Here is a 20,377-nt window from a genome sequence, read left to right as displayed (position 1 = left end):
ATCCGCCGGGCGTTACCGGTCAGGCGGACCGCACATTCGTCAGGAAGCCGCTCACCTCCTGCTGCAGGCTGGTCGCCTTGTGGCCAAGCTCGACCGAGGAGTCCAGCACTTCGCCAGCGGAGGCGCCGGTGACCTGGGCGGCCGAACTGACGCTGCCGATGTTGCTCGACACCTCATTGGCGCCGGCGGCGGCCTGCTCGACATTACGGGCGATCTCGGAGGTGGCGGCCTGCTGCTCCTCGACGGCCGCGGCGACCATCGTGGTAATGCCGTTCATCTCGTTGATGCGCTCGCTGATCCGGCGGATCGCCTCGACGGCCGAGTTTGTCGTGGTCTGGATCGAGCCGATCTGGTTGCCGATATCCTCGGTCGCCTTGGCAGTCTGGCTGGCCAGGTTCTTGACCTCGGAAGCAACGACCGCGAAGCCCTTGCCCGCCTCGCCAGCGCGGGCCGCCTCAATGGTGGCGTTCAGCGCCAGCAGGTTGGTCTGCTCGGCGATGTCGTTGATCATGCTGATCACCTCGCCGATGCGGCTGGCAGCGTCCGCCAGTTCCTGCACCACGCCGTTGGTCTGCTCGGCGTCCCGTGCGGCCTCGGTCGCCAGGACGGTGGACTGCGACACCTGACGGCTGATTTCGGCGATGGAGTTGGCCAGCTCCTCGGCAGCGGCGGAAACCGCGTTCACATTCTGCGAGGCCTGTTCGGCGGCTGCCGCGACGGAGGTGGCACGTTCGGTCGTCTCGACCGCGGTGCTGCTCATCGAGCGGGCGGTTGCCTGCATGGTTTCTGCCGAGTGCGACACGTTTTCCAGCAGCGTTTCCACATTGCTTCGGAAGTTATTGGTCAGCTGCTCGATGCGGGCGGCGCGGGCGTTGCGCTCCTCCTGCTGGCGGGCGGCTTCCGCAGCCATCTCCTCGTTGCGGATGAGATTGTCCTTGAAGACCTGGACTGCTTCGGCCATTTCGCCGACCTCGTCCTTGCGGCCGATCGCCGGAATCTCGACGCTCTTGTCACCGCCGGCAAGCTGGGTCATGGCGCCCGTCATCCGGCCGATTGGCGTGACGATGCCGCGCGACAGCAGAACGGCGAGAAGGATGGCGACTGCCAGCGCGGCGATGCCGCCGACGACGATCACCATGTAGGTGGTTGAGATCGCCGCGACCTGCACCTCGATGGCATGCGCGACCTGCGCCTGCTCGGTATCGGCCATCTCTGTCTCAAGGGAACGGATACCGTCGATAAAGCGCCTGCCGGCGCCAACGGCTTCCAGCGTGCGGGCCTCCTCAATGGTATCGACAGCGCGCATGGCCGCGATCTGGCGCGTCGCCACGGTGTCGATCCATTCCTTGTGCAGCATCTCGATCTGAGCGAGACGTTCGCGCTGCTTGGGGTCGCTATCGGCCGCGAGGTCTGCTTTCAGGCTTTTGATCGCCTCTTCGTAGCGCTTGCTTCCGCTCTCATAGGGCGCCAGATAGGCCGGATCGCCGCTGATCAGATAGCCGCGGATGCCACTCTGCTGATCGACGATGGCAGCGGTCATGCTGGTGATATTGCCGAGAATGGTGTCGGCGTGTTCGGTGTCCTCGATGGCGGTCTGCACGACCGACACCTTCCAGAAGGCCACGGCGCTGACCGCGAACATGATGGCGACGATGACCGCGAAGGCGAGAGGCAGCTTCGTGGAAATACGAAGATTATTGAGCATGGGAGGGATTCCTTAAGCTTGTCGGGTTCAGCGGACGGCCTGCTGGCGTCGCATTGCCAGCATGTCGAGATCGACTTCGACGGTGATCGCACCGACAGGCTTGCCATCGACCGGATCCTTGATCGTGAAATTCACCTGCTGCAGGCGATGGCCGGTATCTTTCTCGACTGAAACCTTGTCGGGGAATACCGCATCGGGGCCGACCAGGAAGGTCTTCTGGTACTTCGCCTCGTCACCCTGCCAATAATCGCCGGTGATGCTGCTCTGGCCGACATTCAGACCCTTGTTGTCCATCACGAACATCTCGACGAACAGGCCACGGGACTGGGCCATCTGACGGATCAGGTAGCCAGAAAGCGGGGAGCCCAGGACCTTGGCGATCAGTGGCTGATTATCCGATTTGCGTTCCGCGACCCACTGCTTGTCCAACGCGTCGATATCCGCCTGGGTCAGGGACGTGTGGCGCTCATTCTGCGCCTTGATCGAGATCAGCACGGTCGAATGGCTGGCGATCTCGCGCATCTGTTCGATCAGCGCATCATCGATCTGCGCCGGCGCGGCGGGATCGGATGCCTGTGCCGGCATCCCCAGCACTGCGGACAGAGCCAGCATGGCGGCGAAAAGGGAAAGAGAGAAGGGTTTCATGGCTGCATGCTCCGATATGCAAGTGTGGGCTGTGCAGGGCGGAGCATCGGGTGAATTGCTTAACAAACCCTTTCCTGTTTCTTAACGAAGGGTTTACGCAGCGGTTTGATAATCAATGATATTATTGGTTAATTTTTAAAATTGGTAAATTAATTCAATAATTACAAATAATTACAGGCGGAGTTAATTGCATTCAAGAAACGGTATTGACGAAATTTTTCCGCGAATTTTTTTTAATAAGCGCGCAAATTTTCTCTGCTTTATCGCTGCGCGGGATCGCTGCGCGGGATCGCTGCGCGGGCGCTTGCGGGTCAGTCCGCCGCTTTGGGGCGGGTGACAGGCAGGTAGGTTTCCAGGCTGGCCTTCACCTCGATCAGGCGCGGACCTGTGGCCTGGGCCGCTTCGCGCAGCACCGGCAGGATGTCCTCCTCCCGGTCGATGCTGTAGGCGGCGGCACCATAGGCACGCGCCAGCGCCGCGAAATCGGGATTGACCAGATCGGTGGCGACCACGCGGCCCGGATAATGCTGTTCCTGATGGATGCGGATCGAGGCATAGCTGCTGTTGTTCGACAGCAGGATCAGCAGCGGCAGCTTGCGCGCCACGGCGGTCATGAACTCGGAGCCGGTCATCATGAAGCCGCCATCGCCGACCAGGCAGATCACCTGCCGGCCGGGATGCCGCAAGGCGGCGGCGACCGCGCCGGGCACGCCATAGCCCATGGCGCCCGAGATCGGCGCCAGCAGGCGCTGTGGATAGCGGAACGGCACATGGCGATAGACATGGCTGGACAGGGTGCCGGCATCGGCAACCACGATGCCGTCCTCTGCCAGCACCGCGTTCAGCGCGTGCACCACATTGCCGAACACCACACCGTCCGGCGCGGTCTTTACGGTCCAGGTCGCATAGTCTTCATAGAGCGCACGGATTTTGCCTGACCAGTCGCGCGCCGGCAGGGCGGGCCCCTGCGCCAGACTTTCCGCCAGCGCCTTGGGCGCGGCGGCGATACCGACATCGGCGATGAAATGCTGGCCGACGATGCGGGCATCGTCATGGCAATGCACCAGTATCTGGCGCGGGCGCGGGTAATCCGGGAAGCTGTAATTCTGCGTCGTGATGTCGCCCAGCCGCGTGCCCAGCGCCAGGATCAGATCGCTGTTCTGGAAGGTGGCGATCTGCTGCTTCGGGTTGGCGAGGCCAAGATCGCCGGCATAGAGCGGATGCGCGTTGGGGAACAGATCCTGCCGGCGGAAGCTGACCGCGACCGGCACGTTCCAGCGCTCGGCGAAGGCCAGCAGCGCCTCGCGCCCGCCCGGCACATCCAGACCGCCGCCGGCGATGATGAGCGGGCGCTCCGCCTTTTCCAGCAGCGTGCGGACTTCGGCCACATCGGCTGGTGCCGGCACCGACGGCCGGCGCTTCTGCACAACGTCGGCCGGCATCGGCGCTTCCGGGAACTGCAGATCCTCCGGGATCACGAGGACGACCGGTCCCGGCGTGCCGCTGGTTGCGATGCGCACCGCCTTGGCTGTCAGCTCCGGCACCTGTTCGGCGTCGATGGCTTCGGCCACCCATTTAGCGATGCCGCCATACATGCGGCCATAGTCGATTTCCTGGAACGCCTCGCGCCGCAGATCCTTCTTCTCGATCTGGCCGACGATCAGGATCAGCGGCACGGCATCCTGTTCCGCCGTGTGCAGGGCGATGGCGGCGTTGGTGGCGCCCGGTCCGCGGCTGACCAGCAGCACGCCGGGACGGCCGGTCAGCCTGGCATCGGCGACCGCCATAAAGCCGGCGCTAGCCTCATGCCGGGCCGTGACCACATCGATTGCCGAATCGTGCAGCGCGTCCATGATGCCGAGGAAGCTTTCGCCGGGCACGCAGAACAGCCGGTCGATACCGTTTCGGTGCAGAATCTCGACAAGGGTCTGGGCGGCATTCGGCATCGGGGGGATTCCTGCGCTGCGGTAAGTGTATCCAGATGTGTACAGAATGGCTAAAGCCTCGCCCGCTCATGGGCAAGCCCCATATGGGGAGGCCTGTCATGCAGGAAAGGCGGCACGCCAAGCATCGGCCGCCTGTTGACCGGCCCGGCAGAGACGGGTAATTATATTTCCATGATGTATCTGGTCCGGAACGGCGCGATTCGAATTATCGCCCCGGCGTCTGTCGAGACGCCGGGTGCTGATGAATCGCGTTCTGTTTCCGTTTGTGAGGGTACATCCCATGTCCACCGTTCTTCCTGCCGGTCTTACCGGTAGCCTTTCTGCTGGCGCCGCTGAGTTTCCCGCCGCCGGCGATCCTGTTCTCGCCCATTTCCGCCTGACGGCCCTGGCCGACCCCAACATGCTGTCGCGCTTGCTGGAGCATTTCGCCAAGCGCAGCCTCGTGCCGGAGCGCTGGCTGAGCCAGCGCGCGGACGGGCCAGAGGGTGACGTGCTGCAGGTGGAGATCGAGTGCCATCTGCGCGATGCCGATACCGCCCAGTATGTGGGCCGCTGCCTTGCCCAGATCCCCGGTGTGGTGGCATGCGTGGTGCTCAGCGACTGAGCGGCTGAGCGGCTGCATGCCAGCCGCGCCCTGTGTCGGAACAGGCGGGGCTGGACAATCCTCCTTACCCCACAGTAAGTCCTATGCGGAACAAACGGCATGGGTTGCCGGAAAATCGCCGGCAAGAGGCAAGCCGCCCGGAACGGGCGAGGGGGAGAAGAAAAGATGACCAGCACCAACTCAGTTCTGCGTGTTGCGGTGGGCGGTTTCGGGGCCATCGGCTTTGCTCTGGCGAAGGCGCTGGACGATGGCATTGACGGGCTGGCGCTGGCGGCGGTTTCCGCGCGCGACAAGAAGAAGGCCGCCGACAGGATGGCCGGGTTCCGGGCGCCGGTCACCGTGGTCGATCTGGAAGCGCTGGCGGAACTTGCCGATATCGTCGTCGAGTGCGCGCCTTCCAGCGTGTTCCGCTCCATTGCCGAACCGGCGCTGAAGGCGGGCCGCATTTTCGTGCCGCTCAGTGTCGGCCAGCTGCTCGTGCATGATGATCTGAAGGACATCGCCATCGCCCATGGCGGCCGCATCGTGGTGCCGACCGGCGCGCTGATCGGGCTGGACGCGGTGCGCGCCGCCGCCGAGGGCACCATCGAGAGCGTGACCATGGTGACGCGCAAGCCGCCGCGCGGGCTGATGGGGGCACCCTATCTGGAACAAAACAACATCTCGCTGGAAGGGCTGAACGAGGCCAAGCTGATCTTCGACGGTTCGGCCAGGGACGGCGCCAAGGGCTTCCCGGCCAATGTGAATGTCGCGGCGGCCCTTAGCCTCGCCGGCATCGGGCCGGACCGCACCCGCCTGCAGATCTGGGCGGATCCGGCGGTAACGCGCAACACCCACCGCATCGAGGTGGAGGCGGACAGCGCGCGTTTTTCCATGAGCATCGAAAATGTGCCGTCGGAGGAGAATCCGAAAACCGGCAAGATCACCGCTCTCAGCGCGATTGCCTGCCTGCGCGGGCTGGTGGCGCCGATGCGCGTCGGCACCTGACCCCCACGCTTAAAAACCGCCGTGCGGAGAAAATTTCACTTTGCTGATGTTTTTTATTTGACACGCAGGCAGTGAAAAGGCATCTATCTCGATAGCTGGCATTTTACGCAATCAAAACGAAGGCGTGGCTGGCATATCGGCTAACCCTTAGAAAAAGGAATATGATCATGGCCGCAGGTAATAACTCCATCAATACCAATGTCGGCGCGCTCGTCGCCCTGCAGAATCTGAACAGCATCAACACCCGTTTGGATTCGACCCAGAACCGCGTCTCGACCGGTTTCAAGGTGACTGGCGCCGTCGATGACGCCTCCAGCTTCTCGATCGCTCAGGGTCTGCGCGGCGAGATGAAGGCTTACGGTGCCGTCTCTCAGGGCCTCGCCAATGCGCGCGGTGTCATGAAGGTCGCCGAAGCTGGCGCCACTGCGGTGTCCGATCTGGTCGGCGACATCAAGAAGAAGGTCGTCGAGCTGGCGAACGCCGCCATCACGACGGCGCAGCGTTCGATCCTGACCGCCGACTTCAACCAGCTGGTTGACCAGGCCCGGGCTTTCGTCAATCAGGCGACGTTCCAGGGCAACAATCTGCTCAGCTCGGGTGCCGCGACGACCAACGTCATCTCGGACATCGATGGTTCGACGATCGAACTTCGGCCGAACGACCTGATCTCCGGTCTGGACACCTTCTCCGGTGCCGCAGACGTCAGCAGCGCATCGGCGGCGACGTCGACGCTGACAGCGCTGGCCACCTTCGAGGGTGAGGTCAACACGGCGCTCGGCAACATCGGTGCCGACACCCGTCGCCTGAACTTCCAGGACGATTTCATCAGCAAGATCGCTGATGCCGTGGAAGTGGGCCTGGGGTCCATCGTCGATGCCGACCTGGCAAAGGAATCGGCGAAGTTGCAGGCCCTGCAGATCCAGCAGCAGCTGGCTTCGCAGTCCCTCAGCATTGCCAACCAGCGCCCGTCGGTGCTGCTCAGCCTGTTCCGTTAATCACGGAAACCGGTTTTACCGGAAGGGCGGGACCGCAAGGTCCCGCCCTTTTTCTTTGTCTGTTGTTTCTCCTGCCGCGGTTCCTTCCCCGCCGAGGACTCCTGTCTTATGGCTTGGGGCGCCACCTGCCGGACGTTACCTTCCCCGGGCAGGGCTGCTCCTGAGCGCCTGCCGCACCGGGCAGTTTTGTGCATAGCCGGCCACTGACTAGGAACTTCTTGCCGGGGCAATCCCGTCCTGTTTCATCCGGCGGTCGAAGGAATTCAAATAAATCGTTTAAAAACAAATTGTTAGATAGAATAACCGCTGTGGCACGCCGGTTGCTTTGGAATGCCCGTAGTCATCTACGGATAGGAGCCTCGCTATGCCAGCAGGTCAGAATTCGATTAACACCAATGTCGGCGCGCTTGTCGCGCTGCAGAATATGAACAGCATCAACAGCCGTCTGGATCAGACACAGAACCGTGTCTCGACCGGTTTCAAGGTCACGGGTGCGGTCGATGACGCCTCCAGCTTCTCGATCGCTCAGGGGCTGCGCGGTGAGTTGAAGGCGTACAGCGCCGTCTCCCAGGGCCTTGCCCAGGCGCGCGGCGTGATGACAGTTGCCGAGGCGGGCGCCACGTCGGTGTCTAACCTTGTCGGCGACATCAAGAAAAAGGTCGTCGAGTTGGCGAACGCCGCCATCACGACGGCGCAGCGTTCGATCCTGACGGCCGACTTCAATCAGCTGGTCGATCAGGCCCGCGCCTTCCTCAACCAGGCGACGTTCCAGGGCACCAACCTGCTGAACTCCGGTGCCGCCACGGTCAATGTCATCTCCGATATCGACGGTTCGACCATCGAACTGCGGCCGAACGACCTGATCGGCGATCTGGACACCTTCTCGGGTGCCGCGGACGTCAGCGACGCGTCGTCGGCGACCTCGACGCTGGACGCACTGGCCACCTTCGAGTCCGCCGTTAACACGGCGCTGGGCAATATCGGCGCGGATACCCGTCAGCTGAACTTCCAGGACGATTTCATCGGCAAGATTTCAGATGCCGTGGAAGTGGGCCTCGGGTCGATCGTCGATGCCGATCTGGCGAAGGAATCGGCGAAACTGCAGGCCCTGCAGATCCAGCAGCAGCTGGCTTCTCAGTCGCTCAGCATCGCCAACCAGCGGCCGTCGATCCTGCTCAGCCTGTTCCAGTAACGCCAGTTCTGGTAAGATAAAGGCCGGGATCAGACGATCCCGTGCTTTTTTCAAGTTGGACAAGCGGCTAAACCCGAGGATGTGGACATGGCACTGAAAATCAATGTCAAGCCTGGCGAAAAAATCGTCATCAATGGCGCGGTCATTACCATGGGTGAGGGTGCGAGCTATATCGTGCTGCAGAATCAAGCGACCTTCCTGCGCGAGAAGGACATCATGCAGCCTGAAGAAGCGAACACGCCGGTCCGGCGAATTTACTTCTCCTTAATGCTTATGTACTTAGATCAGGAAAACTACCAGGGCTACTACAACGAATATATGGATCGCATGATCGAGTTGCTGCGGACGACGACACTGCCGCAGGTGCGAGACACGTTGATGGTGATTTTCCGGGATGTTCAGGAAAAGCGTTTCTTCCAGGCCATGAAAGCCTGCAAGGCGCTGATGAAGTTCGAGGAAGAACTGCTGAATACCTATGGCGGAGAAGTCGAGCCTTCGGATCTGGAAATGGCTGGAAAGCCGACGTGAGAAAGGTGAATACGCTATGGTAGGGAATTACGGCGCATATCAGCGGACCAACTCCGTGACGGAAAATCCGCGCGCCCTCGAATATCGTCTGCTCGGCATGGTGACGGCGGCAATGATCGAGGCGGAAAAGAAGCCCGATTCTGCGCGCTTTCCGGCACGGGTCGATGCGGCCTACTGGAACAAGCAGATCTGGGACCATCTGATGGTCGATCTGACCCATGAAGAGAACAAGCTGCCCAAGGAGCTGAGGGTTTCCCTGGTCAATATCGGCATCTGGGTGAACAAGGAAGTCCGCAGCGTCATGGACCGCAAGACGGATTGCAGCACGCTGATCGAGATCAACCAGATCATCATGCAGGGGCTGAAGCCGCCTGCTGTCGGCGTCGATGAGGAGCAGGGCAAGAGGGCATCCTCCGCGCCGGTATCGACCTCGTCTTCGGCCAGCCCGCAGGATAATATACCCGCCCATCCGCTGACGGCAGCGATGTCTGCAAACGCGCCGTTAAGGGGCTATGGTGCCAGCCAGGGTGGCAAGAGCCACGGGATGTCCATCCGCTCCTAGACGGTTCGGTCGCGACGGCTGTAAGCTGACGCTCTTACACGGGGCTGGCCAGCATGAGAATTGCCGGAGCGAGCATTCCGCAGTGCGGGAAGGGAGCGTCGCGTGACCGAACAAATAAAGACCATGCCCTTGCGGCCGGGCCAGAAGCTTGTGATCAACGGGGCAGTGGTCCGCATGGGGAGTGATGGTTCCAGTCTTGAGCTGGACCTTAAAACCCCCGTGCTCACGGAAGACGAGCTGCTGAGCGAGGACGAGGCGACGACCCCGGCAACGCGGATCTACTTTCTGCTGCTGGTGATGTATCTTGATCCGTCGAGCTATGATGCAACCTATCTGCCTTTCATGGACCGGATGATCGAATTGTTGCAGGCGACAACCATCAGGGAGGTGCGCGAAAATCTGCGCATCATCATGCAATGCGTCGAAGCCGGCCGGCAGTATGAAGCGCTGCAGGCCTGCCGGGCGCTTGTCCTGTTCGAGAAGGAAGTTCTGGCCATCGCCGAGGCCGCCAGGGCGGGGTGATCCATGTATGGATATAACGCCTATCAGAAAGCCGCCAGGACCACGATCAGCCCGCGCAGTGCGGAGCATCGGCTGCTGGGCGAGGTGACTGCGGCCCTGATCGCCGCCGACCGGAACCCTGAGGAAAAGCAGCAGCAGGTCAAGGCCTTGCTGTGGAACAAGAAGGTCTGGGACAACCTCATCATCGAACTGAAGGCCGAGGACAACCAGTTGCCTGCGGATCTGCGGGCCTCGATGGTGAAGGTCGGAATCTGGGTGCTGCGCGAAACCTATCGTGTGTTGGATGGCGACAGCGACATAAAATCCCTGATTGAAATCAATACGATCATTATGGAAGGGCTGCGCTAGTACGGTCCTTCCGCCCATCCGGCTGCTGATGCCCGGCCCTGGAAACAGGGGCGGGCTTTTTTGTTTTTACACCAGTCTTTTGAGAGGGGGCGCTTTCGGGCCATGCCCGGCACATTCTCCCCTTTGACTCCCCGGAATAGGCGGCAAGAATTGCCGGGGGCAATCGGCGCACGTCGCAATGGCTGTCGGGACTTTACAAATTATCTTTTGAAAACAATTATTTAATGTCTATTGCCGGAACTGGCACCGCGTTTGCTCTCTCCCATGCCAAAGAGAACATGGCATCGACTTGGGAGTTGAGACATGCCGGTCAATTCGATCAACACCAATACATCGGCTCTGGTCGCCCTGCAGGCGCTCAATGCGACGAACCGGGAGCTGGATACCGTCCAGGACCGCATTTCCACTGGCCTCAAGGTCACGGGTGCGGTCGATGACGCTTCCAGCTTTTCGATCGCGCAGGGCATCCGCAGCGATCTGAAGTCCTATGCGGCGGTGTCCCAGGGCATTTCCAACGCCAAGGGCTTGCTGACCGTAACTCTGGCCGGCGTCACCACGATTTCCGACCTGCTGGGAGACATCAAGAAGAAGGTGATCGAGGGGATGAACCCGGCGAACACCTCCCAGCAGCAGGCGATTCTGTCGGCCGACTACGCGCAGCTGGTCGCCCAGATCGACCGGCTGATCGATAATTCCACCTATAATGACCGGAATCTGCTGGTCAGCGGCGCGACCGATGTGAACGTCATCAGCAATATCGATGGCGCGACTATTCCGGTGCGCGCGAATGATCTGATGACCGGCCAGGTTGATCTGGCGACGAACACAAATCTCGACGATGTGGCCAATGCAACCTCCGCGCTGGCCGCGATCAACACCTATATCGGCACGGTCAACACGGTGCTGGGCAATCTTGGCGCGGACAGCCGCACCATCAGTTATCAGGACCAGTTCATCAGCGTGCTGGACGATGCGACGACGACCGGCCTGGGCGACATCGTGGATGCCGACCTCGCCAAGGAATCGGCGCGGCTGCAGGCGATCCAGGTGAAGCAGCAGCTTGGCACCCAGACCCTCAGCATCGCCAACCAGCGTCCGCAGGTCATCCTGCAGCTGTTCGGCTAAGCCGGGAGAGCAGGTGAACCGGGCGCTGGCCCGTTTCTTGCTTTAACAAACGCATGACGTTCAATTCGACCATGATCCACCGTAACGCTCACCGTAACTCAGGGAGATTTCAGCAATGAGCCTCGATATTGCGTTGCAGAATTCGCTGAGCGGCCTGCGTGTGGCGCAGGGCGGGCTGGATATTGTCGCGCGCAACGTCACGAACGCGAATACCGAGGGCTATACCCGCAAGATTGCCCAGCAGCTTCCCACCGTCATTCGCGGCGAAGGGGCAGGGGCCTATCTCGCGGAAATCCGCCGCAATGTGGATGCCGGGCTGCGCCGTGAACTGGAGACCTCGATCTCCAGCGAGGCGCGCCTGACCGTGGTGGACAAGGCGCTGTCGGAACTGGAACTGGCCTTCGGCAAGCCGTCGGAGAATAATTCCATCGCCGGCCGGCTGAACCTGCTGCGCAACAGCTTCGAACAGCTTTACGCCAATCCGGAGAATCTGACCTCGCAGCAGAAAGTGCTGGGCGAGGCGCAGAACTTCATCGATACGATCGGCAGCCTGTCGGAGCAGATCCAGGATCAGCGCGCCCGGGCCGATGCAGAAATCGCGACGGCTGTCACCGAAACCAATGCGGCGACGGCCAACATCAAGTCGCTGAACGACGAGATTGCGCGCCGCCAGGCGCAGGGCAAGAGCACGGCCGATCTCGAAGACCAGCGCGATATGGAGCTGCAGAAGGTCGCGGAGAATATCGGCATCAAGTATTTCGAGCAGAGCGACGGCAAGCTGGTCATCATGACCGAAACCAGCCGTTATCTGGTCGAATACGAGGATTTCGCACTCGAATTTTCCACCACCGCGAATTTCGATCCGTCCTCACGCTATCCCACCAATGTCGGCGGTCTGACGCTGAACGGCGTCGATATCACGGCAGAGGTTACCACCGGCAAGATCGGCGGTCTGCTGGAGATGCGCGACACGCGGCTGGTGCAGGCGCAGGGCCAGCTCGACGAGCTGGCCGCGACCATGGCCGAGGCGTTCCAGGGGTCGGGCACGCCGCCGCCCGCCGCACCGCCCTACGATAACCGTGTCGAACTGTTCATGGATAATGGCGCGACCTTCGCGCGCGGCGTCGATGACGTGAATGTCGTGGGTTTTTCGCAGCGCCTGACGCTCAATCAGGACATTCTGGACGAGCCCTGGCGTCTGCGCGAAGGCTCCGACCCGGCGACGGTGGTGGCGGAAAGCCTGGATACCGGCGATACCGCCGTCCTGCAGTCGATCCTGACCATGTTCGAAACGACGCGCGCCTTCACGACGACGGAACCAGGCGATGTCGGGCCGGGGGCGGGCCTCGATCTCGATGTCGGCACCGGCGTCACGCTGCAGAGCTATGCCGCCGGCATCGTCGCCTATCAGGGTCAGACCCGCGCCGGCGTTCAGGCGCAGCTCAACTTCGAATCCGGTCTGAAACTGTCGCTCGACCAGCGGCTGAAGAACGAGAGCGGCGTGAATATCGACGAGGAAATCTCGACGCTGATTCAGCTGCAAACCTCCTATGCCGCCTCGGCGCGGGTGATCTCCACCATCACCGAGGCGTTCGACCAGTTGATCGCCATCCGGCGCTGATGATGCCCGGACTGAAAGGGGAATAGTGCCATGAGGATCGCAAACCTCGCCCAGACCCTGCTGATTCGCAACCAGACGCTGGAGACGCAGTCGCGCCTGCAGATCGTCGAGCAGCAGATCGCCAGCGGCTACAAATCCCAGGTTTTCAGCGGCCTTGGCGGCGAGTCGAAGAAGCTGCTGGATTTCGACCAGGCGAAGAGCAGCCTGGAGACCTATGTCGATAGCATCATGGCGGCCGAGCGGCGCGCCAAGGTGATGGATGCGGCGATGCTGCAGGTCAGCGATATCGCCAAGGATATGCGCGCGGACAATATCGCGACCTTCCCGTTCATGAATGATGCGTCGGTCCGGCAGAATGTGCTGACCCGTTCGGAGGAGGCGATCGGCACCACGATCAGCGCGCTGAACGCGCAGTTCGAGGGGCGCTTCCTGTTCTCCGGCTACGAACTCGCCACCAAGCCGATTGACGATACGGCGGCGGATGTCATTGCCGGTGCTGAAGCGGTGCTGGTCGCGAATGGTTTTCCGGCCGGCACGCAGCCGATCACCCCTGCCGATATCGAAGCGGCGGTGGACGAATATCTCGGCATCGCGCCGGCCGCCGCCGCCGGCTACTACGAATCCGGCTCCAGCGACGAGATCGCCGTGCGGATCGATGCGAGCCAGGAACTGACCTATGGCGTGACCGCCGATGACGATGCCTTCCGCACGGTGCTGAAGGGCTATCTGATGACCTCGCTGTCGGTGTCGCGCTATGACGATCTGGAAGGCACGGCGCAGGGCAGTTTCGACACCGCCTACGAGAATGCCCGGACGGTGATCGAGCAGGGCGATGACGCGGTGAACGGCGCGGTCGGCCAGCTTGGCATCCAGCGTCAGAAGATGGAGACGACCCGCCTGGGTCACGAATCCACCATCGACATCCTGACCCAGAGCATTTCCGAGATCCAGGACGCCGACGTCTATGAGGCAATCACCGAATTGCAGCGCCTGCAGGTCCAGCTTCAGGGCTCCTACCAGGTCACGTCGCAGCTGGCCAATCTCAGCCTGGTGAACTTCATCTAAGGTCCTGGCGCTTTGCCACTATCCTGCGCCTCTCCGTCTGCGCCTTCACGCATCGTCCGCTCCGTATCATCGGGCGGGCGATGTTTGGTTTAGGGGTTTAGTTTAGGGAAAACGCGCGCAAGCGGTGAAGCACTCTCATGCGTCATTCCCGCACTTGTTGCGGGAATCCAGGGGGCAGCCTGCTCGGTCAGCATCCAGCAAGCGGAAGCCTGGCCCCCCGGTACAAGACCGGGGGTGACAATGAGAGCCTCATCCCCTGCCTACCGGTATTTCCAACGGCGACATTTCTGAAGCGCTAACCCCTGTTGTGGTCTGCTGTCTTTCGCTTATATATAAAAAACGTCTTTTAGCAGGGAACGACGAAGACGGGAGCATTGGGCGTGATTACGGGCGTTGGAACTGGCGAGGTTACGAGGACCGGCATTCAACCGGCGGCGCGCGGCGCGTCCGACCGATCCGGTCCCGCGTCGCCGCTTAGTGCCGGCAATGCCGCTGCCGATCAGCCCGCCCGGCCCCGTGCGCCCGGCCCGACCGAGGTGAACGGTCCGCAGGTCTGGGGCAATGGCTATCTCAGCCCGGTCTATCGCTTTGACGACAGCACCAGCACCCTGTTCTTCGAGCAGCGCGCCTTCGTGTCCGGCGACACCACCCGTCAGGTGCCGCTGGAAAGCGCGGTGAAACGCTACCGGCTGTTCGAGGAGGTGCGCCAAAGCCCGCTGCCGGGACAGTCCGGTGAGGATGCCAGCCAGGGAGCTGGGCAGGGGGCTGGCCAGGATGGCACAGTCGGCCAGGCGGTCCCGGTATCGCAGGCGGCTGCGCAGGATATCCCCCAGGAGGTTTCGGGCGTGGCGCAGCCTCCGGTCGCCGGCGGTCCGGGCAGCGGAGATGCAGAACCGCTGCGCCAGCAAGCCGGTGCCAGCGTGGGACAGGTACTCGACATCGTGGCCTGAGGGGCCTTGGCCCGCACCCGCCAGTATCTTTTCATCCGGTTGATTTCAGCGCGAACATAATAACGGCCCGGTCCGCGTTCTGCGGTCCGGGCCGTAGCTCCCGCCCGCTTCGGCTAACGAAAGGGGCGGAAAGGGGCAGGGCGTTAGATCTCGCGTCAGATCTCGCGGTTGACGGCGATCGATACCTTGTCGTGCTTGGGCGCGCTGACGCCGTAGCTGAAGGCGCCGGTCGCGGTATAGCCGCCGGTCTCCGCCCGCTTGCTCTGCACAGCGTCCTTGATGACCTTGAAGACGCGCTCGCCGGCCTCGACGGCGCTGGCCAGCGCCAGCATGTTGCGGCTGACCCAGTCCTGCAGCACGTTCATTTTCTCGCGCAGCAGGCTGCGCTGCTCTTCCGGCGCCTGGTTGACCGGCGCCGGGTTCTGTTGCAGCGCGGTCTGCAGCTTCACATAGTCGCTCGACGCCATGGTCTTTTCCGTCTGCAGCGTGCCGATCTCTTTCAGCAGCCGCTGTTCCAGCAGCTGGGTCTCGCGGCTGAGCACGTCGATCAGGCGGTCGATGACCTCGACGAAGCGGCTGAGGTTGACCGGCGGCGGGGGCGCCTCCTGGGCCAGCGTCATGGCTGCGAATGCACTGTTCATTTGCTTGTCTCCTGTAGTCTCAGCATTTCGGCCTGCACATTGTCGGCGATGCCGAACCCGCCGCGCCTGGAGATTTCCTTGCCCATCTCAGTGACGAGCAGGGAGCGCCAGATGCCTTCGGAGGGGCCGCCGCCGAAGGGACCTTCGGTCGGCAGCGATTCGAACATCGGCTTCAGCATTTCCGAGATGAAGACCGCCTCGAACTCTTCCGCGGCCTTGCGGGCCTTGTCGACCGTCATGCCCGGGCCGCTGGGGACCGTGGGCCTGCCGCTGGTCGCCTGGCTGGCGGCCAGCGAAAGGTCGACCGAACTGGAAACCGGGGCGCTCATCAGATCACCTCGATCTCGGCCTGCAGCGCGCCGGATGCCTTGATCGCCTGCAGGATGGCGATCATGTCGCGCGGGCCGACACCCAGGGCGTTCAGCCCATCCACCAGCTCCTGCAGCGTGACGCCCGAGGGCAGCACGGTCAGGCGGCGGTCCTGATCTTCATCGATCTCGATCTGGGTGCGCGGCACCACAACGGTCTCGCCCCCTTCGCTGAACGGGTTGGGCTGGGAGACCTGCGGCGTCTCGGTGATACGGATCGTCAGGTTGCCCTGGGCGATGGCGACTGTGCTGATGCGCACATTCTCGCCCATCACGATGACGCCGGACTTCTCGTCGATCACGACCTTGGCGATATAGTCCGGCGAGACGCGCAGCTGCTCGATATCGGTGATCAGGCCGACCGCGTTATTGGCATATTCCTGCGGCAGCGCCATGCGCACGGTCGCCGGATCCAGCGGCTGCGCGATCGGCTGGCCGAGGAAGGCGTTGATCGCCTGGGCGACGCGGCGCGAGGTGGTGAAATCGGGATTGCGCAGGGAAATCTTCACCGATTCCAGCTGGGTCATCTGGAAATCGATCTCGCGCTCCACGATGCCGCCATTGGAGATGCGGCCGGCGGTCGGCACGCCACGGGTAATGGAAGCGGCCGCCCCCTGCGCGGAAAAGCCGGATGCGGCCACCGGGCCCTGCGCCACGGCATAGACTTCGCCATCGGCGGCGATCAGCGGTGTCACCAGCAAGGTGCCGCCCAGAAGGTTGGAGGCGTCGCCGATGGTCGAGATGTTCACGTCGATCCGGGTGCCCTGACGGGCGTAGGGCGGCAGCGTGGCCGTCACCATGACAGCGGCGATGTTATCGACTTCCAGCCCGTTGTCGCGGGCGTTCACGCCGAGTCGTTCCAGCATGCCGACCAGGCTTTCGCGGGTGAAGACCGACTTGGTCAGATCGTCGCCGGTGCCGTTCAGCCCGACCACGAGGCCGTAGCCGACCAGAATGTTGTCGCGCACGCCCTCGAAGCTGGCGATGTCCTTGATCCGCGAATTGGCGGCGGCGGGCTGGAGCCCGGCCATCAGGAACGCGGCAATAAGGGCCGTCGAAAACAGGGTCTTGCCGATTGATCGCAGCATGTCGCTTCCTCGTAAGTGCAAGCGTCGCGTAATGTCTCGCCACCCATCTTGCGAAAAGCGTGCCATCTCTTGTGGCGCGACGGGGGTGGCGGTAAGGCGCGGAAAATGATGGCTCTTTCGGCTTATCAGGGCAGCCGGCCCGGCCGCTGCCGGGCAAGGCTTTCCCGCTATCATGTTCCCTATCCCGCTTTGGCCGGAAAAATTTGCCGGTTGCGGGGAAGTGCCTTGTGGTATCAGCGTAATTTGTTGATCCGATGGCTGATATGGCCATATATAGAGGCATTGGGACGGAGTGCATATGAAAGTCGGTTCAACAGGCTCTATTCGGTCCGACGCCGCCCGCCGGTCTGACAAGGCCAAGGGCCGCGGCGCCGAATTTGCGCGCCATCTGAGCGCCACGGAGGAATCCGGCGCGGCCCAGCCGGTGGCGGGGGTGTCCTCTGTCGATTCCCTCCTGGCAGTGCAGCAGGTGGATGAACGGCCTGAGCGCCGCGCCAGGCGCCATGGCGAGGATCTGCTGAGCCGGCTGGACGAGATTCGCCACGGTCTGCTGATGGGGGAGATTCCGCTCTCCCGGCTGGAGCAGCTTTCCGAGATGGTGAAGCGGCAGCGCGAGCGCGATCTCGATCCCAATCTTTCCGATATCCTGAACGATATCGAGCTGCGGGTGCGCGTAGAGCTGGCGAAGCTGGGCCGAGACAGCTAGCGTTGTTATATTAGTAAATACCGAAATTCATTGCGTTATTTCGGATTTCCACCAGCTTTCCATTTAATAAAACTTACTCTTGTTCAGGGACAATACGATCCCTATACTCCGCGCGCTTTCGGTTCTGCGTAGCGTGGAGTGGAGTATGTCAGCATCGCCTTTGCTGCCCCCCGACTACCGGCCGTCCGAGGACGAGCCGTTCATGAATCCGATGCAGCGGGAATATTTCCGCCAGAAGCTGTTGCGATGGCGACAGGAAATTCTGGTGGAAGCAGGGCAGACTCTCGACCATCTCAGCAAGGAAAACCTGCAGCAGCCGGATATGGCTGACCGCGCCTCGCTGGAAACCGAGCATGCCCTCGAGCTGCGCACCCGTGACCGCGAGCGCAAGCTGCTCGCCAAGATCGACTCCGCACTAGAGCGGATCGACGACGACAGCTATGGCTATTGCGAGGAGACCGGCGAGCAGATCAGCCTGCGACGGCTGGAGGCACGCCCGATCGCCACACTGAGCCTGGAGGCGCAGGAGCGGCACGAGCGGATGGAACGCACCCACCGCGACGACTGATCCCGCAGACGGATACATCAATAAGCAAAGGCCGCATCTTCGGGTGCGGCCTTTGTTTTTTTGCGCGAAAAGGAAAAGACCGCCAGGCCCCGGTTTCGGGAGGCGGTCTTTCGGTTCAGCCTTCTGCCGGCCGTAACTTGCCCTTGCTTGCCCTTTCGACGAGGCGGGCCAGAACCTTCTGCCCTGAGCTTTCTGCCCACCGCCTTTTGTCGCCGTCCGGCCTTCTGCCGGCGTAAATCCTGCCGTCGTCAGAACGGCATGATGATGTCCATCACCTGCTGGCCGTAACGCGGCTGCTGCACGTCGGTGATGTGGCCGCGGCCGCCATAGGCGATGCGCGCCTCGGCCAGACGGTCATAATCGATGGTGTTGGTCGAGCTGATATCCTCGGGCCGGATGATGCCGCCGACGATCAGTTCGCGGACCTCGAAATTCACCCGCACCTCCTGCCGGCCATAGACCACCATATTGCCGTTCGGCAGCTTCTGGGCGACCACGGCGGCGACCCGCAGGTTGATCGCCTCCTGGCGGTTGATCGTGCCACTGCCGGAGCTGCTGCTGCCGCTCTCCAGCCCCAGCAGATTGCCGGGGTTCACGGCATCGGGCAGCACCTTGCCGAGTTCGGCTTCCAGGCCAAACAGGCCGGTCAGGCCGGCATCCTCACTGTTGGCGCGGCTGCGCTGGGTGGTGTTGGTAAGCTGCGCATTGTCGGCGATCTCGATAATGACGGTGATCAGATCGCCAACCTGTGCGGCGCGCTGATCCTTGAAGAAAGCGCGCGAGCCCATGCTCCACAGCGAATTCGCCTGGCGCACCTGCGGCCGGGTTTCCGGCATCGGCATGCTGACCGGGGTGTAGTTTCTGGCGTGGGTTGGGTTGTCGATGCCGCTCAGCGCCGGCGTCCGGCCTACCTGGCTCAGCCTGTCGGCCGTACCGCAGGCCGAGAGGCCAAACGCGGCAAGGGCGGTGCAGGTCAGCAGCAGGGCGCGTGAGCGCTTCAGGCTGGGGCGCTTCGGGTTATGGGGTTTCGGTGCGTTCATCTCGACTATCCTTCTTCGGGCAAGCGTTGGGCGAAGAGTGGGGCGAAAGGGGGGACGGTAAGGGCAGCCGCCCCCCGGTTGGTGATGTTGCGCTCAGTTCAGGGCCACCTGGCCACGGGTGCCGACCTCGACGAGGTTCGGCCCGATGACGCGGCCCTGGATGGTCTTTTTCGAGGCCGTGTTGGTAACCTGGACCACATCGCCCTCGGCGCCGTTCTGCATGGCGATGCCGGTGGCGGTCAGCCGCATGTTGGCGGTGTAGGCCACGATGGTGACGCGGTCGTTGCGTGTGATCAGCAGGTTCGGCTTCAGGTCGGTGGTGCGCAGCGGCCGGTTCGGGGCCAGTGGCCGCCGGGTGACCGCGCCGATAATCTCCTCCGGCTGCGCCACGATATTGCCGGCGAGGCTGACCTGCCGCACCTTCTTCCAGACGATGTCGCTCTGCTGGATCACGGCGCCGGGCAGCACGGCGCGGGCCAGCACCGGGACATCGACCAGCGTATAGACGCGGCCGGTAACTTGTACGCTCTGCGCCTCTGGATCGTTCGCCGGCGCGGTGATGGTGGCCTGGAAGCGCTGCGAGCGGGCATCGTAGCTCAACTGCTCCACCCGCATGGTCATCGGCCGGTCCGTCGGGATATGGATCCGCACGCCGCGATTGAACAGATCGACGTCGATCTCCTCGAACCGGTCCTGGCTGGCCAGCGCGTCGCGAATCTCGCGCTCGATCTCCTCCGTTGGCACGATGACGCTGGCGCGTTCGATGGCGACCTTGTCCAGCGGGCTGTTCGGCCGCCAGTCGAGACCGTGCTGCCGCGCCAGGGCATAGAGATGGCTGGCGGTATAGATGCGGCGTTCGCCGGGCAGCGGCGCGTGATCGACGACGCTGTTCTTGTCGTCCGTGACGCCGGCGAACAGATGGCTGAGGCGCACCTCGCGCTCCTGTACCATGGTGACGTTCTGCAGCGACACGGGCAGCAGCGCGGCGGCAGGCGCCAGCACACGATCGCGTGCCGTGGACTGCTGCGCCGATACAGGTGTCGCGGCCAGGCCGATGGCCAGGACGGGGACCAGAACGGCGAGGCCCAGGCCGTACATCCGAAGCTGACGCGAGGCGTTCCGGGTGGCATTCCGGGGGGCGGTCTTGTCGCTGGCTCGCATGATGTCTGCT

At 62.5% G+C, this 20,377-nt stretch carries 22 protein-coding genes; 14 read left to right on the top strand and 8 right to left on the bottom strand.

The features are described 5' to 3' along the window. Positions 1-19 precede the first annotated feature (19 nt). The 3 genes from BKM74_RS06130 to BKM74_RS06120 all read right to left on the bottom strand — a co-directional run bounded on the left by BKM74_RS06130 (position 20) and on the right by BKM74_RS06120 (position 4,296). Complete coding sequence (locus tag BKM74_RS06130) at positions 20-1,705, bottom strand: methyl-accepting chemotaxis protein (protein WP_086464815.1); 1,686 nt, start codon at positions 1,703-1,705, stop codon at positions 20-22. Positions 1,706-1,732: 27 nt separating this feature from the next. Beyond that, positions 1,733-2,350, bottom strand: a complete 618-nt coding sequence (locus BKM74_RS06125; protein WP_176342415.1) for a hypothetical protein — start codon at positions 2,348-2,350, stop codon at positions 1,733-1,735. A gap of 311 nt (positions 2,351-2,661) precedes the next feature. Then, a complete protein-coding gene (locus BKM74_RS06120; protein WP_086464814.1) occupies positions 2,662-4,296 on the bottom strand; it encodes a thiamine pyrophosphate-dependent enzyme in 1,635 nt (544 codons plus the stop codon). Between the two features lie 280 nt (positions 4,297-4,576). Between BKM74_RS06120 and BKM74_RS06115 the strand changes: the two genes are divergently transcribed. The 12 genes from BKM74_RS06115 to BKM74_RS06060 all read left to right on the top strand — a co-directional run bounded on the left by BKM74_RS06115 (position 4,577) and on the right by BKM74_RS06060 (position 14,795). Next, positions 4,577-4,900 (top strand): hypothetical protein, encoded by a 324-nt coding sequence (locus BKM74_RS06115; protein ID WP_086464813.1) that lies wholly within the window; start codon positions 4,577-4,579, stop codon positions 4,898-4,900. 165 nt (positions 4,901-5,065) lie between these two features. Further along, entirely contained in the window at positions 5,066-5,887 is an 822-nt protein-coding gene (locus tag BKM74_RS06110; RefSeq protein WP_086464812.1) for an aspartate dehydrogenase, read from the top strand. A 167-nt stretch (positions 5,888-6,054) separates the two neighbouring features. Next, a complete protein-coding gene (locus tag BKM74_RS06105) occupies positions 6,055-6,882 on the top strand; it encodes a flagellin (protein WP_086465061.1) in 828 nt (275 codons plus the stop codon). 364 nt (positions 6,883-7,246) lie between these two features. Then, the gene (locus BKM74_RS06100; protein ID WP_086464811.1) at positions 7,247-8,074 is read left to right on the top strand and encodes a flagellin; all 828 of its coding nucleotides are present in this window, start codon (positions 7,247-7,249) and stop codon (positions 8,072-8,074) included. Positions 8,075-8,161: 87 nt separating this feature from the next. Then, entirely contained in the window at positions 8,162-8,602 is a 441-nt protein-coding gene (gene flbT / locus BKM74_RS06095) for a flagellar biosynthesis repressor FlbT (protein ID WP_086464810.1), read from the top strand. Continuing rightward, positions 8,550-9,164, top strand: coding sequence for a flagellar biosynthesis regulator FlaF (flaF, locus tag BKM74_RS06090; RefSeq protein WP_086464809.1), 615 nt, complete (start codon positions 8,550-8,552; stop codon positions 9,162-9,164). The genes flbT and flaF (BKM74_RS06090) overlap by 53 nt, the downstream gene beginning before the upstream one ends. 102 nt (positions 9,165-9,266) lie before the next feature. Beyond that, the gene (locus tag BKM74_RS06085) at positions 9,267-9,686 is read left to right on the top strand and encodes a flagellar biosynthesis repressor FlbT (RefSeq protein ID WP_140056026.1); all 420 of its coding nucleotides are present in this window, start codon (positions 9,267-9,269) and stop codon (positions 9,684-9,686) included. A gap of 3 nt (positions 9,687-9,689) precedes the next feature. Further along, positions 9,690-10,034, top strand: coding sequence for a flagellar biosynthesis regulator FlaF (flaF, locus tag BKM74_RS06080; protein ID WP_086464807.1), 345 nt, complete (start codon positions 9,690-9,692; stop codon positions 10,032-10,034). Positions 10,035-10,337: 303 nt separating this feature from the next. After that, positions 10,338-11,159, top strand: coding sequence for a flagellin (locus BKM74_RS06075; protein WP_086464806.1), 822 nt, complete (start codon positions 10,338-10,340; stop codon positions 11,157-11,159). A gap of 115 nt (positions 11,160-11,274) precedes the next feature. Beyond that, a complete protein-coding gene (gene flgK, locus BKM74_RS06070; RefSeq protein ID WP_086464805.1) occupies positions 11,275-12,780 on the top strand; it encodes a flagellar hook-associated protein FlgK in 1,506 nt (501 codons plus the stop codon). 30 nt (positions 12,781-12,810) lie between these two features. After that, entirely contained in the window at positions 12,811-13,845 is a 1,035-nt protein-coding gene (locus BKM74_RS06065; protein WP_086464804.1) for a flagellin, read from the top strand. A 380-nt stretch (positions 13,846-14,225) separates the two neighbouring features. Continuing rightward, on the top strand, positions 14,226-14,795 hold the full coding sequence (locus BKM74_RS06060; RefSeq protein ID WP_140056025.1) for a hypothetical protein: 570 nt from the start codon (positions 14,226-14,228) through the stop codon (positions 14,793-14,795). A 155-nt stretch (positions 14,796-14,950) separates the two neighbouring features. Here the strand turns inward: BKM74_RS06060 and BKM74_RS06055 are convergent, their stop codons facing one another. From BKM74_RS06055 to BKM74_RS06045, 3 genes are read right to left on the bottom strand one after another with little or no spacing between them, the layout of a single operon-like run. Continuing rightward, complete coding sequence (locus BKM74_RS06055) at positions 14,951-15,436, bottom strand: hypothetical protein (protein WP_086464802.1); 486 nt, start codon at positions 15,434-15,436, stop codon at positions 14,951-14,953. Beyond that, complete coding sequence (locus BKM74_RS06050) at positions 15,433-15,765, bottom strand: rod-binding protein (RefSeq protein WP_086464801.1); 333 nt, start codon at positions 15,763-15,765, stop codon at positions 15,433-15,435. Before BKM74_RS06050 ends, BKM74_RS06055 begins: the two co-directional genes overlap by 4 nt. Continuing rightward, positions 15,765-16,892, bottom strand: coding sequence for a flagellar basal body P-ring protein FlgI (locus BKM74_RS06045; protein ID WP_086464800.1), 1,128 nt, complete (start codon positions 16,890-16,892; stop codon positions 15,765-15,767). The genes BKM74_RS06050 and BKM74_RS06045 overlap by 1 nt, the downstream gene beginning before the upstream one ends. A gap of 298 nt (positions 16,893-17,190) precedes the next feature. Here BKM74_RS06045 and BKM74_RS06040 point away from each other — a divergent pair, with 298 nt between their 5' ends. Together BKM74_RS06040 and dksA are read left to right on the top strand one after the other, a co-directional pair. Continuing rightward, positions 17,191-17,598, top strand: coding sequence for a flagellar assembly protein FliX (locus BKM74_RS06040; RefSeq protein WP_086464799.1), 408 nt, complete (start codon positions 17,191-17,193; stop codon positions 17,596-17,598). 145 nt (positions 17,599-17,743) lie between these two features. Beyond that, complete coding sequence (gene dksA / locus BKM74_RS06035) at positions 17,744-18,166, top strand: RNA polymerase-binding protein DksA (protein ID WP_086464798.1); 423 nt, start codon at positions 17,744-17,746, stop codon at positions 18,164-18,166. Between the two features lie 248 nt (positions 18,167-18,414). Here the strand turns inward: dksA and flgH are convergent, their stop codons facing one another. Both flgH and flgA read right to left on the bottom strand, forming a co-directional pair. Next, positions 18,415-19,206: a flagellar basal body L-ring protein FlgH gene (gene flgH, locus BKM74_RS06030; RefSeq protein ID WP_086464797.1), complete on the bottom strand. Its 792-nt coding sequence runs from the start codon at positions 19,204-19,206 to the stop codon at positions 18,415-18,417. 93 nt (positions 19,207-19,299) lie between these two features. Further along, entirely contained in the window at positions 19,300-20,367 is a 1,068-nt protein-coding gene (gene flgA, locus BKM74_RS06025; protein WP_086464796.1) for a flagellar basal body P-ring formation chaperone FlgA, read from the bottom strand. Positions 20,368-20,377: the final 10 nt, after the last annotated feature.

The sequence above is a fragment of the Oceanibaculum nanhaiense genome (assembly GCF_002148795.1).
GTDB classification, from domain to species: domain Bacteria; phylum Pseudomonadota; class Alphaproteobacteria; order Oceanibaculales; family Oceanibaculaceae; genus Oceanibaculum; species Oceanibaculum nanhaiense.
The sequence above is the reverse complement of the archived record's forward strand: the minus strand, read 5'-3'. Positions and strand labels throughout refer to the sequence as shown.

Coding starts and splice junctions, on each gene's coding strand:
- BKM74_RS06130 (WP_086464815.1), bottom strand. CDS start 1,705: ATGCTCAATAATCTTCGTATTTCCACGAAGCTGCCTCTCGCCTTCGCG.
- BKM74_RS06125 (WP_176342415.1), bottom strand. CDS start 2,350: ATGAAACCCTTCTCTCTTTCCCTTTTCGCCGCCATGCTGGCTCTGTCC.
- BKM74_RS06120 (WP_086464814.1), bottom strand. CDS start 4,296: ATGCCGAATGCCGCCCAGACCCTTGTCGAGATTCTGCACCGAAACGGT.
- BKM74_RS06115 (WP_086464813.1), top strand. CDS start 4,577: ATGTCCACCGTTCTTCCTGCCGGTCTTACCGGTAGCCTTTCTGCTGGC.
- BKM74_RS06110 (WP_086464812.1), top strand. CDS start 5,066: ATGACCAGCACCAACTCAGTTCTGCGTGTTGCGGTGGGCGGTTTCGGG.
- BKM74_RS06105 (WP_086465061.1), top strand. CDS start 6,055: ATGGCCGCAGGTAATAACTCCATCAATACCAATGTCGGCGCGCTCGTC.
- BKM74_RS06100 (WP_086464811.1), top strand. CDS start 7,247: ATGCCAGCAGGTCAGAATTCGATTAACACCAATGTCGGCGCGCTTGTC.
- flbT (WP_086464810.1), top strand. CDS start 8,162: ATGGCACTGAAAATCAATGTCAAGCCTGGCGAAAAAATCGTCATCAAT.
- flaF (WP_086464809.1), top strand. CDS start 8,550: ATGGCGGAGAAGTCGAGCCTTCGGATCTGGAAATGGCTGGAAAGCCGA.
- flaF (WP_086464807.1), top strand. CDS start 9,690: ATGTATGGATATAACGCCTATCAGAAAGCCGCCAGGACCACGATCAGC.
- BKM74_RS06075 (WP_086464806.1), top strand. CDS start 10,338: ATGCCGGTCAATTCGATCAACACCAATACATCGGCTCTGGTCGCCCTG.
- flgK (WP_086464805.1), top strand. CDS start 11,275: ATGAGCCTCGATATTGCGTTGCAGAATTCGCTGAGCGGCCTGCGTGTG.
- BKM74_RS06065 (WP_086464804.1), top strand. CDS start 12,811: ATGAGGATCGCAAACCTCGCCCAGACCCTGCTGATTCGCAACCAGACG.
- BKM74_RS06055 (WP_086464802.1), bottom strand. CDS start 15,436: ATGAACAGTGCATTCGCAGCCATGACGCTGGCCCAGGAGGCGCCCCCG.
- BKM74_RS06050 (WP_086464801.1), bottom strand. CDS start 15,765: ATGAGCGCCCCGGTTTCCAGTTCGGTCGACCTTTCGCTGGCCGCCAGC.
- BKM74_RS06045 (WP_086464800.1), bottom strand. CDS start 16,892: ATGCTGCGATCAATCGGCAAGACCCTGTTTTCGACGGCCCTTATTGCC.
- BKM74_RS06040 (WP_086464799.1), top strand. CDS start 17,191: ATGAAAGTCGGTTCAACAGGCTCTATTCGGTCCGACGCCGCCCGCCGG.
- dksA (WP_086464798.1), top strand. CDS start 17,744: ATGTCAGCATCGCCTTTGCTGCCCCCCGACTACCGGCCGTCCGAGGAC.
- flgH (WP_086464797.1), bottom strand. CDS start 19,206: ATGAACGCACCGAAACCCCATAACCCGAAGCGCCCCAGCCTGAAGCGC.
- flgA (WP_086464796.1), bottom strand. CDS start 20,367: ATGCGAGCCAGCGACAAGACCGCCCCCCGGAATGCCACCCGGAACGCC.